This is a genomic window from Leptotrichia sp. oral taxon 223 (assembly GCF_013394795.1).
In the GTDB taxonomy this organism is placed as follows: domain Bacteria; phylum Fusobacteriota; class Fusobacteriia; order Fusobacteriales; family Leptotrichiaceae; genus Leptotrichia.
The window spans coordinates 583650-598597 of sequence record NZ_JABXYU010000001.1 but is presented as its reverse complement, the minus strand read 5'-3'; the positions used below and the strand labels follow the sequence as shown (position 1 = coordinate 598597).

Annotated in this window: 15 protein-coding genes; 11 read left to right on the top strand and 4 right to left on the bottom strand. The window is 32.9% G+C overall.

Features of this window, described 5'->3' with window-relative positions:
- The first annotated feature begins 49 nt into the window (after window positions 1-49).
- The 7 genes from HW275_RS02895 to tgt all read left to right on the top strand — a co-directional run bounded on the left by HW275_RS02895 (window position 50) and on the right by tgt (window position 5788).
- Window positions 50-988, top strand: a complete 939-nt coding sequence (locus HW275_RS02895) for an Hsp33 family molecular chaperone HslO (protein WP_178935000.1) — start codon at window positions 50-52, stop codon at window positions 986-988.
- Between the two features lie 85 nt (window positions 989-1073).
- Window positions 1074-2000: a D-alanine--D-alanine ligase gene (locus tag HW275_RS02890; protein WP_178934998.1), complete on the top strand. Its 927-nt coding sequence runs from the start codon at window positions 1074-1076 to the stop codon at window positions 1998-2000.
- Between the two features lie 58 nt (window positions 2001-2058).
- A complete protein-coding gene (locus HW275_RS02885) occupies window positions 2059-2538 on the top strand; it encodes an S-ribosylhomocysteine lyase (protein ID WP_178934996.1) in 480 nt (159 codons plus the stop codon).
- A 180-nt stretch (window positions 2539-2718) separates the two neighbouring features.
- Complete coding sequence (locus HW275_RS02880) at window positions 2719-3261, top strand: hypothetical protein (RefSeq protein WP_255459994.1); 543 nt, start codon at window positions 2719-2721, stop codon at window positions 3259-3261.
- A 61-nt stretch (window positions 3262-3322) separates the two neighbouring features.
- A complete protein-coding gene (locus HW275_RS02875) occupies window positions 3323-3757 on the top strand; it encodes a lysozyme inhibitor LprI family protein (RefSeq protein ID WP_178934992.1) in 435 nt (144 codons plus the stop codon).
- Window positions 3758-3813: 56 nt separating this feature from the next.
- Window positions 3814-4575 (top strand): TatD family hydrolase, encoded by a 762-nt coding sequence (locus tag HW275_RS02870; RefSeq protein ID WP_178934990.1) that lies wholly within the window; start codon window positions 3814-3816, stop codon window positions 4573-4575.
- A gap of 31 nt (window positions 4576-4606) precedes the next feature.
- A complete protein-coding gene (gene tgt / locus HW275_RS02865) occupies window positions 4607-5788 on the top strand; it encodes a tRNA guanosine(34) transglycosylase Tgt (protein ID WP_178934988.1) in 1182 nt (393 codons plus the stop codon).
- Window positions 5789-5898: 110 nt separating this feature from the next.
- On the opposite strand, the gene HW275_RS02860 is transcribed toward tgt, so the two are convergent.
- The 4 genes from HW275_RS02860 to HW275_RS02845 form a co-directional block, all read right to left on the bottom strand.
- Window positions 5899-7098, bottom strand: coding sequence for an META domain-containing protein (locus HW275_RS02860; RefSeq protein WP_178934986.1), 1200 nt, complete (start codon window positions 7096-7098; stop codon window positions 5899-5901).
- A 209-nt stretch (window positions 7099-7307) separates the two neighbouring features.
- Window positions 7308-7799 carry a hypothetical protein gene (locus tag HW275_RS02855; RefSeq protein ID WP_146996155.1) on the bottom strand — a complete coding sequence of 164 codons (492 nt, stop codon included), beginning with the start codon at window positions 7797-7799 and terminating at the stop codon, window positions 7308-7310.
- 183 nt (window positions 7800-7982) lie between these two features.
- Window positions 7983-9164 carry a dicarboxylate/amino acid:cation symporter gene (locus tag HW275_RS02850; RefSeq protein WP_178934982.1) on the bottom strand — a complete coding sequence of 394 codons (1182 nt, stop codon included), beginning with the start codon at window positions 9162-9164 and terminating at the stop codon, window positions 7983-7985.
- Window positions 9165-9407: 243 nt separating this feature from the next.
- Window positions 9408-9866: a DIP1984 family protein gene (locus HW275_RS02845; protein WP_146996157.1), complete on the bottom strand. Its 459-nt coding sequence runs from the start codon at window positions 9864-9866 to the stop codon at window positions 9408-9410.
- A 244-nt stretch (window positions 9867-10110) separates the two neighbouring features.
- Here HW275_RS02845 and HW275_RS02840 point away from each other — a divergent pair, with 244 nt between their 5' ends.
- The 4 genes from HW275_RS02840 to lpdA are packed head-to-tail and all read left to right on the top strand — an operon-like array spanning window position 10111 to window position 14947.
- A complete protein-coding gene (locus tag HW275_RS02840) occupies window positions 10111-11076 on the top strand; it encodes a thiamine pyrophosphate-dependent dehydrogenase E1 component subunit alpha (protein WP_178934981.1) in 966 nt (321 codons plus the stop codon).
- A 15-nt stretch (window positions 11077-11091) separates the two neighbouring features.
- The gene (locus tag HW275_RS02835; protein ID WP_178934979.1) at window positions 11092-12084 is read left to right on the top strand and encodes an alpha-ketoacid dehydrogenase subunit beta; all 993 of its coding nucleotides are present in this window, start codon (window positions 11092-11094) and stop codon (window positions 12082-12084) included.
- 39 nt (window positions 12085-12123) lie between these two features.
- Window positions 12124-13158 (top strand): dihydrolipoamide acetyltransferase, encoded by a 1035-nt coding sequence (locus HW275_RS02830; protein ID WP_178934977.1) that lies wholly within the window; start codon window positions 12124-12126, stop codon window positions 13156-13158.
- 55 nt (window positions 13159-13213) lie between these two features.
- On the top strand, window positions 13214-14947 hold the full coding sequence (gene lpdA, locus HW275_RS02825; protein WP_178934975.1) for a dihydrolipoyl dehydrogenase: 1734 nt from the start codon (window positions 13214-13216) through the stop codon (window positions 14945-14947).
- Window position 14948: the final 1 nt, after the last annotated feature.

Below are 14948 nucleotides of genomic sequence, written 5' to 3'. Positions count from 1 at the left end.
TTGAGTAGAATAATTATAATTTTAAAATAAAGAAGGATGTTAGAAAAATATGAGAAAATCAGAAATAATTAGAGGAACAAGTAAATGTGCCAGGTTTTTTGTTTGTGATACTACAGAACTTGTAAAAGAGGCAAAGAAAGTACACGGACTTGATCCAATAGCAGTTACTGTTTTTGGGAAACTATTGACAGCGACGGCTATGATGGGGAAAGATTTGAAAAATGAGAAGGATTTGGTGACAGTTAAAGTAGATGGGGATGGACCTTATGGAAATATGCTTGCAACTGGAAATATGAAAGGGGAAGTGAAAGGTTATATTGGGAATCCTGAAGAGAAATTTCATCAGATAATTGACGAGAATGGAAATTTTATAAAAGATGAAACTGGGCAAGTGAGATTTATTGGAAATGGGACAATGCAGGTTATAAAGGACTTGGGACTACGTGATCCATTTTCTGGCGTTACAAAAATAAATGAAGAGGATATTGCAAATATAATTGCTCATTATTTTCTTTTATCAGAGCAGATAAAATCAGTTGTCGCACTTGGTGTAAAACTAGATGAAAATGGAGAAATAAAAAGGGCTGGAGGATATTTGATACAGTTGTTGCCAGGTGTGGAAGACGGATTTATTGACAAACTGGAAAATAAATTACAGCAGATTAGGACGATTACAGAACTTCTGGAAGGTGGAATGAGCCTTGAGCAGATTGTGGAACTGCTTTATGAGGATATTTCGGTATTTGAGGAAGAGACAGATGTTGATGGTGCTCATAAAAAAGTTTATGTGGAAGATTTTGAAATTTTGGAAAAATCAGAGCTGGAGTATAAATGTAATTGCACTAAAGAGAAATTTTACAAGGGATTAATCACGCTTGGAAAAGAAGAAATTGATAAAATTCTGGAAGAGGAAGGCAAAATTCAGGTGGAATGCCATTTTTGCGGTAAAAAATATGATTTTGAAAAAGAAGATTTTAAAAATTTATAAAATAGATTTGCTTGGAATTATATAGGTTTAAACGATTTTAGATAATTGTAAAAGTAATAATAAAAAAACTGGAAAGGAAGAGAAAATGTCAAAATTAAGAGTAGGAGTAATACGTGGGGGAGTTTCAACTGAAAGGGAAGTTTCTTTAAAGACAGGAAGTGAAATTGTAGCAAACTTGAATAGAGATAAATATGAGGTTTTTGATATTGTGATTGATTCAGAAAAGGAAGTTTTTGAAAAAGTAAAAGACTTGAATCTGGATTTTGTTTATATTGCTTTACACGGTGTATTTGGGGAAGATGGGAGAATACAGGCGATTTTGCAAAGTCTGGGAGTGGCTTACAGCGGACCTGGAGTGATGTCAAGTGCAGTTTGTATGGATAAGGAATTTTCAAAAAGAATTGTGGCTGGATACGGAGTTAGAATTGCAAAATGGAAAAGTGTACGTGTAGGTGAAACAGTTGACTTTGAAACAATAAAAAAAGAATTAGGAAATCGTGTTGTAGTAAAGCCTAATAGTGGTGGTTCGAGCATTGGAGTAAGTTTTGTGGAAAATCAGGAAGAACTTGAAAAAGGACTGGAACTTGTTTTTGGAATGGATAAAGAGGCTTTGATTGAGGAAGTCCTGCATGGTGTGGAAATCAGTGTGCCTGTGATTGATGGGGAAGTTTTTCCAACAATAAGAATTGAGGCCCTTGCAGGAGATTATTTTGATTATGAATCAAAATATGCAAAAGGCGGAGCAAATGAATATGTATTTGAATTTCCTGAAAAAGTACAGGCTGAAATCAATAAATTTGCAAAAGACAGTTATTACGGACTAAAATGTGAAGGATTTGCAAGAATAGATTTTATGGTGGTAAATGAAGAAACACCGTATTTTATGGAAGTAAACACATCACCAGGAATGACATCTGCCAGCTTATTGCCAAAAAGTACAGCTTCAAAAGGTTATAATTACGCACAAACATTGGACTTATTAATAGAATCTTCAATAAAAGTGGAAAGATAAATAAATTAAGAATTTTAAAAAATACAGAAAATAAAAATGCGAAAAGGAAGTGAAAAATATGGAAAAAATAGCAAGTTTTACAGTAGATCATAAAAAATTAAACAGAGGAATCTATGTGTCAAGAATTGACGAAATTAACGGAAATTACATCACAACTTTTGATGTTAGAATGAAATTGCCAAACAGGGAACCAGTAATAAATATCGCAGAACTTCACACAATGGAACATTTAGGAGCAACATTTTTGAGAAATCATCCAACTTGGAAAGATGAAATTGTATATTTCGGACCAATGGGTTGTAGAACTGGATTTTATGTAATTTTGAAAGGAAAATTGGAATCAAAGGACATTGTTGATTTAATGAAGGAACTTTACAAGTTTATGGCAGAATTTAAAGGAGCAGTTCCTGGAGCGACTGCAATTGAATGTGGAAATTACTTGGATCAAAACTTGCCAATGGCTAATTTTGAGGCTAAGAAATATTTGGAGGAAACGCTAGAGAATTTAGGAGAGGAAAATTTAAATTATCCTGAGTAAGAATATAAATATTTGGATGTGTCTTAAAATATTCTTAATAATTTTATTTTGATTGTTTTCAGGCACATCTTAAATTCGAATTGAATTTCATTTAATTGTAAGTATTATGGAAATAAATAACTCAAAATAAAGAATTTTAATGGATTTACGATTTAATAATTAATGAACGAGGAGAAAGAAATGCCTTACATTTTAAAAGAGGAAAATATTGAAGAGTTTGTGAAAAAATCGGAAATAGATGAATTTGAAGAAGAGGATTTTGGAAAATTTTATCCTAACGATTACGAAATGGTTGATAAAAGTGGAATGTTTGAAGATTTTAGATTTAAGCTGGTTGTTTTGGAAACTTTGCTTGGGAAAAATGCAAGTTTTGTTGAAGAATTTGAAAAATTGACTGAAAAATTAGAAGAAAAATATGATGATTATGTTTTTGAAATAGGAAATTTTATTAATCCTGTTATAGTTGAGCCGATTTTAAAATTTTTGGAAAATGTGAAATTGACGGCAGAGGACTTGGAAAAAGTAGATGAAATTTGTTTTGATGGTGGGCTTGAAATTTATGGTATTCTTTGTCCAAATTGGGATGGAGAAGATTATTTATTTCAAACACATAGTGTAAAAGGGTTTGAAAAATTAAAAAATTTGAAAAAAGTGATTTTTATTGCTTGCTGTGATGAGGAATTACTGGATAAATTTAGGGAAAATGGAATCGCAGTGGAGTAAAATAAAAGTGAAAGATTATAATTTTAACTTTGATTCTGAAAATAAAAAGGAGAGATTTTTTATGAAAAAAGTAATGCTTTTGGTTGCAAGTTTGATGGTTTCAGTTATCAGTTTTGCTGGTTATACGAGTGATATGATTAATAGAATGGAAACTAAAGAGAAAAGTGTAGAGGATTCTTTTGGAGGAAGTAACGCTGAAATGAAAGAAGCATCTTCGGTTATTTTGGAGAGCTGGGATAATGAGTTAAATGAAGTTTATAAGTTATTAATGTCAAAATTGTCAAAAAAAGAACAATTAAAACTTAGAAATGAAGAAAGAGCATGGATAAAAAGAAAAGAAAGAGTGGCAAAAGATGCGGCAGATAAATTTTGTGGAACTGTAAATGGAAAAAAACTTTGTGGAACAGGTTATGGCTTGGAATATACACAATCATTGATTAACTCGACTAAAGGCAGAGCGATTGAATTATCTAAAAGATATGAAAAATTGAAATAAATTTAGAAAGGAAATGAAGTTATTCTGAAATTTTGGAATAACTTTATCTTATTAAAATGAGTAAAATAATTGATACGCATACACACATTTATGATGAGCAGTTTGAAGATGACTTTGATGATGTGATGAAAAGGATTGAAGATGAGCTGGAGGGGATTGTAAGCATTGGGTTTGATTTGGAAAGTTCGCTTAAAAGCATTGAGCTTGCGAATAGATATTCGTTTGTGAATGCGGTAATTGGAGTTCATCCTGTGGATATAAAAAAATATAATGATGAAGTGGAAAAAGAACTGGAAAGATTGGCATTGACTGAGAAAAAGGTTGTTGCAATTGGAGAAATTGGGTTGGATTATCACTGGATGGAGGATCCGAAGGATGTTCAGATTGCTGGATTTAGAAAGCAGATGGAACTTGCAGAAAGGGTAAAAAAACCAGTTGTTATCCATACAAGAGAGGCTTTGCAGGATACACTTGATGTTTTGAAGGATTATAAAAATGTTGGCGGGATTTTGCACTGCTATCCAGGTTCTTTAGAAGCGGCAAAGCCATTTTTAGATAGGTATTACTTGGGAATCGGTGGTACTTTGACGTTTAAAAATAATAAAAAGACAAAGGAGCTTGTGAAAGAATTGCCTTTGGAAAAAATTGTTCTGGAAACAGATTGTCCGTATTTGACACCTGTACCTTTTCGAGGGAAACGGAATGAGCCAGTTTATACAAAATATGTAGCAGAAGAAGTGGCTAGAATTAAGGAAATTTCAGTAGAGCAAGTTATTAAAGTAACTACTGAAAATGCTAAGAAAATTTATGGAATGTAATGGAATTTAAAAATTAAATGTAGGAGATAAAATGTGTATTGAAAAAGAAAATAAAGATTTTAAAAATCCAATAGAATATAAATTAGAAAAAAAAGATGGAAATGCACGTGCTGGAGTTATAAAAACACCACATGGAGAGATAAAAACCCCAGTATTTATGCCAGTTGGTACGCAGGCGACTGTAAAGGCTATGACTAGGGAAGAGCTGGAAGAGATTAATTCTCAAATTATTCTTGGGAACACGTATCATTTATACTTACGTCCTGGAGATGATTTGGTAAATGATTTTGGTGGGCTTCATAAATTTATGAGATGGGATAAGCCTATACTTACTGATAGCGGTGGATTTCAAGTGTTTAGTCTTGGAGATTTGAGAAAGATAAAGGAGGAAGGAGTTCATTTCCGTTCACATATAGATGGCTCAAAGCATTTTTTATCGCCTGAAAAATCTATTTCGATTCAAAATAATCTGGGAAGCGATATTATGATGGTGCTGGATGAATGCCCGCCAGGACTGTCAACACGTGAATATTTGATTCCGTCCATTGAAAGAACTACGAGATGGGCTAAGCGTTGTATTGAAGCAAATAGAAATAAGGATAAGCAAGGGCTTTTTGCAATTGTGCAAGGTGGAATTTATGAAGATTTACGAGATAAAAGTTTTGAAGAGCTGTATGAGTATGATTATGGATTTGCTGGGTATGCTTTAGGAGGGCTTGCAGTAGGAGAACCACGTGAAGATATGTATAGAATTTTAAAATATAGCACGCCAAAACTACCTGAAAATAAGCCACGTTATTTAATGGGAGTGGGAGAGCCTGCGGATATGCTTGAGGCTGTGGAACATGGAATTGATATGATGGACTGTGTTCAGCCGACAAGAATTGGTAGACACGGTACTGTATTTACAAAGTATGGACGTCTTGTTATAAAAAATGCGAGCTATTCACGAGATGACAGGCCTCTTGATGAAGGTTGTGACTGTTATGCCTGCAAACATTATACAAGAGCATATATAAGACATTTATTCAAGGCAGGAGAAATTTTGGGACAGAGGCTTGCAACATATCATAATTTGCATTTTTTGCTAAAACTTATGGATAATGCACGTGAGGCAATTATTGACGGAAGGTTTAAGGAATATAAGGAAGAAGTGCTGAAAAACTATGCCGTGGGGAAAGAAAGTGAATGGATAAAGCCGAAATCGATATAAAAATTAGAAAATAAAATGAAATAAAAAAGTGCTATTTATCTCATAACGGATATTTTTTCATTCCAGATAAAAAATATAAGTTACAAGTAAATAGCACAAACATGAAATTACTACATTTCTTTAAATGTCAATGTTTTTCCATCATCTGTCATAAAAATCAAACGATTATTATCTAATTTAATCTTTTTTGAATTTTGCAAAATATTCAAATACTGGCTTTCAAGTTTCATAAAGTTATCTGGTCCTGCCATTTTTGTAGAGCCGATAGGTCCAACCATAATATTATCTGATGTCATTATATAATTTGAAAAATAGTTGTTTACTCCTGAATCGCCGTGTATTCTGTCTTCTGAAAAATTAAGAGTAATTCTTATTTCATTTGTTGTCAATATTTTTCTCATTTTTGTGTCAGAAATATCAACAAGTTTCCAGCTAGTATTCAATAATTTTTTTTTCAAATTTAAAAGAGAAAGTGAGTCCTTGTCTTTCTGATTAACTGTATTTGGATTTTTAAAAGTCCAAATATCTCCATCCTTGTTAGTTAAAGTTAAAGTATCCTTGCTGTACTTAATCATAGGGTTGGATTGCAGAATATCAAAGAAATCCTGTTCGAGGTTCATTAAATCTAAAGAACCTCCCATCAAAGTTGAAGTTACTGTGGCAGAAAGAGTGGAATTTCTGTTAATTTTATAACTTCCTGAATATCCGTTAATTCCACCAGATCCATTAATCTTATTTTTTGAAAAATTAATCGTAACATTTGTGTTTTCTGAAATATAAGAATTCCATCTATTTTTCTTAATTTGAGTTAATTTCCATGAAGTTCCATTTAAATTTGAAAGAGGAAGTGAATCCTTGTCTTTCTGATTAACTGTGTTTGGATTTTTAAAAGTCCAAATATCTCCATCCTTGTTAGTTAGAGTTAAAGTATCCTTGCTGTACTTAATTATAGGGTTGGATTGCAGAATATCAAAGAAATCCTGTTCGAGGTTCATTAAATCTAAAGAACCTCCCATCAAAGTTGAAGTTACTGTGGCAGAAAGAGTGGAATTTCTGTTAATTTTATAACTTCCTGAATATCCGTTAATTCCACCAGATCCATTAATCTTATTTTTTGAAAAATTAATCGTAATATTTGTGTTTTCTGAAATACGGGAATTTCGTCCATTTTTCCTGATTTCTGTCAATTTCCACGAAGTTCCATTCAAATTAGTGCTTACAGCGACTCTTTTTTTCACAGCCGCATTCAAAAAAACGCAACACAAAAGAAGCATTGTAAAAATTCCAACTAAAAAAAATCTTTTTTTCATTTTAAAAACCTCTTTTCATTATTTTTTCTCTTTTTTCCTTTATTAATTAAATAGTATCATATGTTTATTAAAGAATTATGAGAATTTTTAAAATTGTTTAGTTTTTATTTTTTTCTAAAGTATTCTTGTTCAGTTTGAAATTTCTTCAGTTATTTCATGTGTTTTTGTCATTTTTATCATCCTGCTATAGTCTGTTGGAATTAGTATAATTATGGAATAAAAAAGAAACCGCCACGAAAATAATTTGAAAGTGTAAAAAGCATAACAAATATTTCGCTCACAACAACTCTAAAACTTATCCATTCCAAATCAACCAGCCGTGGAAAACATTTTGCAAAAAGCTGAAAATAGTTAAATTCATTATGATATTCCTTATAAAGCATATTTGTGACATCAAAAGCATTTATTAAATAAACAATTAAAAATGTAACGATAAATAATGAAAAGGCATCGAAAAAAGAGAAATCATCAGCCTCAAATCTATTGAATCCATTTATTTTGTTTGAAAAAAACATATATCCAATATAAGATGCGATTGGAATGGAAATACTGAAAATCAAGGAAATAAAATTTTTATTAAAATAAAATGCGATGTAATATATGACAATTCCTATCAACGAAAATAGAATTGCGCCTAACAATCCAAATAGGATTTGTTTAAATTTATAATTAAAATTCTGTATAAGTTTGTTCATTACCATTCACCTTTCTCCATATCAAACTTGAGGCGGTGAACCTCAAAAAATATTATAACATAAAAAAATACCCCAATCAATAATAGATAAAGGTATTTTTTTCACCTGTTTAGTTTAATATGGATGAATTCCATTTCTTTTATTATTTATTTATAACACAAATTTTTCATTTTTTCAATCATATAATTTTTATTTTTTTATAAATTTATGATAAATCCAGTCAACTATAATAGCAATTGCATTATCTCCAGATACATTTGCCGCTGTCCCAAAGCTGTCCTGCGTTATGTAAAGTGCGATTAGTAATGATGCTAATGGACTGTTTGTGGCAATTCCAACCATTCCCAGAAAAGGAAGTGCGGACATTATTGCTCCTCCCGGTGCCCCTGGCGCTGCTACCATTGCGACTCCTAAAACTAGGACAAATGGGAAGATTGTGGAAATTCCGTAGGCCATATTGTTCATCATAAGTACAGTAACGACACAGCTTGTTATCGTAATGATACTTCCTGCCAGATGAATTGTGGCACATAAAGGAACTACAAATTCACGTATTTCGGGTGATGTTCCATTTCGTCTTGCACATTCCAGATTTATTGGAATTGTGGCGGCTGAAGATTGTGTTCCAAGTGCTGTAAAATAGCCAGGAATCTGATTTTTCATACAAGTAAATGGATTTTTTCCTGAAAGCCCTCCAGCGAATGTAAACAAGGCTGAAATATATAAAATATGTAAAATTATTACGCAGACAAACACTTTTAAGAAAATGGAAAGTGTTGCAAACATTTGTCCGCTGTAAGTCATATTCATAAATGTTCCAAAAATGTAAACTGGAAGCAGAGGAATAACTGATGTGCTAAGCAGTTTTGTAATTATTTTTGAAAATTCACGGAAAAGGCTGTAGGTAGTCTGCCCCTCTCCATTGTTTCTGAGCCAGCTAATTGAAAGTCCCATTATAAAGGCAAAAACAATTGCCGAAGTTACATCAAACATTGGGGCAAGTGGAATATCAAAATAGGATGTTAAAAGATTTTTTTCCGGATGTTCTACTGCCGCAAATGAGGTGAAATTAAGAATTTTTGGAAAAATATTAGTCGCCATAAGATAAGACAGACTTCCTGCAACAATTGTGGAAGCGTAGGCTATCAAAGTGGTAATTCCAAGTAATTTTCCCGCTCCTTGACGTAAATCCGAAATTCCTGTCACAACAAATCCGATTATCATAAATGGAATAACAAACGACAAATATTTACTAAATAACGATGAAAAAGTCACAAAAATTCGAATAACTGGACTTGGTAAAACTAATCCTAACAGAATACCAAGTGTTATAGCGATAATTAAACGTGGCACAAGTCCGATTTTTTTCATAAAATTTTTCTCTCCTTATATTTTTATATAGTCAATCCCGCAGCCCAGCCTCAATATTATTAATTAACATACGGTGGTAACATTTACAGTTAATTGTACAGATGTAACAATACTGGGATTAATCATAACTTTTGCAACTTCCCCGCATTACTTCATCTTGTAGGATATTTTTTCCCTAATATCCAAAGGTTTATGTTCACCTTAATAATATCTACACCTAAAATTTATTTTTTTTTCATATTTTTATTCTTCAATTAAATCAATAGTCCAGTTTGCCTGCTGTAATTTTGTATCAGTTTCCCTGATTTCCTTAGACAATTTATCTAGCTGTTTCTGCTGTTCTGGCACATTAATCGTGCTAAAAACTTTTATTTCCGTTGTGGAATAAAGATTTACCTTCTGGCTTGCAATTTCTATAAATTCACGCAGTATTCCTGCTTTTTGTGAAAGCGTATCCTTTTTTGCAATTAGTTCAACTAATGAAATTCCATCAATTTTTGAAAGAGTATTTGTTCTGTTTATTTTTATTATTAATTCATTTAATTGAGAAATCAAATCATTTAACTCAGTTAATAAAAATTCAGGATTTTCGGTAGGTTTTTCATTTTCCTGAACTTTGGCGTTATTATTAAGTCTTGTTTTTAGCTGTGCGATTCTTTTTTGAATATCGGCACGTAAAATAAGAGCTTCGGCAAGTTTCATTTTATTTATCCTCCCATTTTTTATTTTTACATAGTTAAAGTATAATAGAAAAATTAGAAAATGTAAAGGATATTTTTATGTTTTTTACTGTTAGAAATTATATGCAAGATATTTTTTTAACTTGCAAATATTTGTTGTAATCATTACAAATTTATGATAAAATTAAACATAAAATTTTGAGAAACAAAATATTAATTACTAAAAAATTTTGAAAACATAAAAATGTATTTAAATGGAGGGAATTATGGAATTGTCAAAAGGTAAATTGCTGAACATTTATGAACGAATGCTTAGCATTAGAAATTTTGATTTAAAAGTAAATCAGCTTGTGAAAAGAGGAATGGTGCCTGGAATGACACATTTGTCAGTAGGAGAAGAAGCGGCGAATGTTGGTGCTATTGCGGCATTGAATGCTGATGACCTTATTACATCTAATCATAGAGGGCATGGGCAAGTTATCGCTAAAGGGATTGACTTGAATGGAATGATGGCTGAAATTATGGGAAAAGCTACTGGAACTTGTAAAGGTAAAGGTGGTTCAATGCACATTGCCGATTTAGAAAGTGGAAACTTGGGAGCAAACGGAATTGTTGGTGGTGGACACGGAATGGCAGTTGGTGCGGCTTATACTCAAAAAGTAAAAAATACTGGAAAAATTGTAGTTTGTTTCTTTGGAGATGGAGCTACTAATGAAGGAAGCTTTCATGAGGCTATGAATTTGGCATCAGTATGGAATGTTCCTGTTATATTTTATTCAATTAATAACGGTTATGGAATCAGTACGTCAATTAATAAAGTTACAAATGTAGAACATTTGTATAAAAGGGCTGCGGCTTATGGAATGCCAGGATATTTTATTGAAGATGGAAATGATGTTCTGTCAGTATATGAAACGTTTGAAAAGGCTGTGGAGCATGTAAGAGAAGGAAAAGGACCAGTTTTCATTGAAAGTATAACTTACAGATGGTTTGGACATTCTAGTTCAGATCCAGGAAAATATAGAACAAAAGACGAAGTTGACGGATGGAAGTTAAAAGATCCTAACTTAAAATTCAGAAATTACTTGCTTGAAAATAATATTGCAACAGAGGAAGAATTAGTAGAACTTGAAGAAAAATCAAAAAAACAGATTGAAGATGCAGTGGAATTTGCGAAAAATAGTCCAGAACCTACGTTGGAATCTGCATTCGAAGATATATTTGCAAATTAGAAAAGGAGATAAAAAATGGAAAAAAAGTTGATGTCTGTAAAAGAGGCGATTATTACAGCAATGTCAGAGGAAATGAGACAAGATGAAAATGTATTTTTAATGGGAGAAGATGTAGGAATTTTTGGAGGAGATTTCGGAACATCGGTTGGAATGCTGAAAGAATTTGGATCAGAAAGAATAAAAGATATGCCAATTTCAGAATCTGCAATTTCTGGAGCTGCAATAGGTGCAGCGATGACAGGACTTCGTCCAATAGTTGATGTAACATTCATGGATTTTATCGTTTATATGATGGATAACATTGTAAATCAGGCAGCAAAAACTAGATATATGTTTGGCGGAAAAGGGCAAGTGCCTGTAACATTCAGATGTGCAGCAGGTTCTGGAGTGGGTTCAGCTGCACAGCATTCACAGTCACTTGAGTCTTGGTTTACTCATATTCCAGGAGTAAAGGTTGTTGCGCCAGGAACACCTGCGGATGTAAAAGGGCTTTTAAAATCAGCAATTCGTGATAATAACCCAGTAATTTTCCTTGAATATAAAGCACAATACAATATGAAAGGTAAAGTTCCCATAGATCCTGAATTTGTTATTCCTTTAGGAAAAGGTGAAATTAAAAAAGAAGGAAAAGATATTACAATTGTAACTTATGGAAGAATGCTGGAAAGAGTAATGAAGGCAGCAGAAATTGTAGAAGGTGAAGGAATTAGCGTAGAAGTTGTAGATCCAAGAACATTAGTTCCATTAGATAAGGAAATTATATTAAATTCTGTGAAAAAGACTGGAAGAGTAATTTTAGTAAATGATGCTCACAAAACAAGCGGGTTTATTGGAGAAATTTCTGCAATTATTTCAGAAAGTGACACATTTGACTATTTGGATCATCCAATAGTAAGATTAGCAGGGGAAGATGTACCAATACCTTATAATCACACTCTTGAAACAGCGATGGTTCCAAGTGTGGAAAAAATTGTAGAAGCAATTAGAAAAGTAAAAAATAAACAATAAAAAATATATAGGAAGAAATAAAATAGAAAGGAAGAAGCTATGGAAAATAATGAGTTAAGAGCTACTCCTGCAGCACGTAAATTAGCACAGCAGATGGGACTTGATCTTTTTCTTGTGAAAGGCAGCGGAGCAAATGGACGTGTTCATAAGGAAGATGTAGAAACATTTAAATTTGAAAATCATATTAGAATATCGCCACTTGCAAGAAAGATTGCGTTGGATCATAACATTGAGCTGGAAAGTGTTGTTGGGACAGGATACAATGGAAAAATAATGCGAGATGATATTTTGAAATTGATTGCTAAGCCACAGGAAACAGAGGACTTGGCAAGACACGAAAAAGCTGTTGTTGCAGAAGAAAAAGCAGTTGCACAGCAGGATATAGAAATTGTGCCAATGTCAGCAATGAGAAAAGTTATTTCAAAACGTATGACAGAAAGTTATCTAACAGCACCAACATTTGCACTTAATTACGAAATTGACATGACTGAAGCCATTGCACTAAGAAAGAAAATACTTGATACAATTTTGGAAAGTACAGGAAAGAAAATTACAATAACAGATATTATTTCATTTGCAGTTATAAAAACTTTGTTAAAGCACAAGTTTGTAAATTCAAGTTTGTCAGAAGATGGAACACAGATTATTCTGCATAATTATGTAAACTTGGCGATTGCAGTAGGATTTGATGGTGGACTTCTTGTGCCAGTTGTAAAAGGTGCAGATAAAATGACACTTAGTGAATTAGTTGTTGAATCTAAGAAGATAGTGAAAAAAGCATTAGATATGAAGTTGACACCTGATGAGCAAAGTGGAAGCACATTTACAATAAGTAATCTTGGAATGTTTGGAGTACAAAGCTTTAACCCGATAATAAATCAGCCAAATTCAGCAATCTTGGGAGTTTCTTCCACAGTTGAAAAGCCTGTTGTTGTAAATGGTGAAATTACAGTTCGTCCAATGATGACTTTGACTCTTACAATTGATCACAGAGTGGTAGATGGACTTGCTGGAGCTAAATTTATGCAAGATTTGAAAAATGCTTTGGAAAATCCAATTTCTTTGTTAATTTAAAATTAGATAGAAAATATGAAATGTAAAATTATTTGAGTATAAAGGAGTGAATTTTATGGCTACAGAGATAATTATGCCTAAAGCTGGAATAGATATGACGGAAGGGCAGATTATAAAATGGAATAAAAAAGAAGGGGAAAAGGTAGAAGAAGGGGAAATCTTACTTGAAATAATGACAGATAAGACAAGTATGGAACTGGAAGCTGAAGAATCAGGATATTTGATAAAAATAGTAAAAGGAGATGGAGAAACTGTACCTGTTACAGAAATTATCGGATATATTGGTGCAGAAGGAGAAGTAGCTCCAGAAGCAGGTTCAGCAAATACAGCAAGTGCAGCTCCAGCACAAGCTTCACAGCCGAAATCAGAAAATGTGGCTCAACCTGCCCCTAAAAAAGAAAAGGCAGAAGATGAATTTGATGTTGTTGTAATTGGTGGAGGGCCTGCTGGATATGTAGCGGCAATTCGTGCAGCTCAGCTTGGTGCAAAAGTGGCAGTTGTAGAAAAAAATGAATTTGGAGGAACTTGCCTGAACAAAGGATGTATTCCTACAAAAACATTCCTTAAAAATGCTGAAATTCTCGAAGGTATCGAAATGGCAAGTAAAAGAGGAATTATTTTGGAAAGTGAAAAATACACAATTGACATGCCAAAAGTTGTGCAGTTGAAAAATGAAATTGTTAAAACATTGACAAATGGTGTAAGAGGGCTTCTAAAGAGCAATGAAATTAAAATGTTTAATGGAATTGGAAAAATTAATAAGGATAAAGATGTTGTTGTAAACGGAGAAACTGTTTTAAGAGCTGATAAAATAATCTTAGCTGGTGGATCGAAAGTTGGAAAAATCAATATTCCTGGAATTGAAAGCAACAAAGTTCTTACAAGTGATGACATTTTAGACATACAGCAAATTCCAAAATCACTTACTGTAATTGGTGGAGGAGTTGTCGGAATTGAGCTTGGACAAGTGTTCTTATCATTTGGAAGTGAAGTTACAGTTGTGGAAATGATGGATAGAATCGTACCAGGAGTAGACAGGGAATCTTCAGCTGTGCTTAGAAAAGAGCTTGAGAAAAAAGGAATGAAAATATTAACTTCTACACAAATTAAGGAAATTGTTGATGATGGACATAATTTAACAATCAAAGTTGATGGACATGATGACATTGTTTCTGAAAAAGCGTTATTATCAATAGGAAGAGTACCTGACTTGGAAGCTGTTGGAGAGCTTGAACTGGAAATGGAAAAAGGGAAAATCAAAGTTGATAAATATATGGAAACAAGTATATCAGGAATTTATGCGCCTGGAGATATAAACGGAATTAAGATGCTTGCTCATGCGGCATTCAGAATGGGAGAAGTTGCAGCTGAAAATGCGGTTCAAGGAAATCACAGAGAAATCAGGCTCGAAACAACTCCATCGGCAATCTATACAGTGCCGGAAGTGGCAATGGTTGGATTAACAGAAGATGAGGCAAGAGAAAAGTATGACATTAAAGTTGGTAAATTCCAGTTCGCAGCAAATGGAAGAGCATTGGCATCTGGAGAAACAGCAGGATTTGTAAAAGTTATAGTTGATAAAAAATATGACGAAATTCTTGGAGTACACATTGTAGGACCATCAGCAGCAGAAATGATTAACGAAGCGTCAGGGCTTATGGCAATGGAAATTACAGTAGATGAAGTGATTAAAACAATCTATGCTCATCCAACTTACTCAGAAGCTCTGTTTGAAGCATGTGCAGATGCATTAGATGAAGCGATTCATTTACCTAGAAAAAGAAAATAAT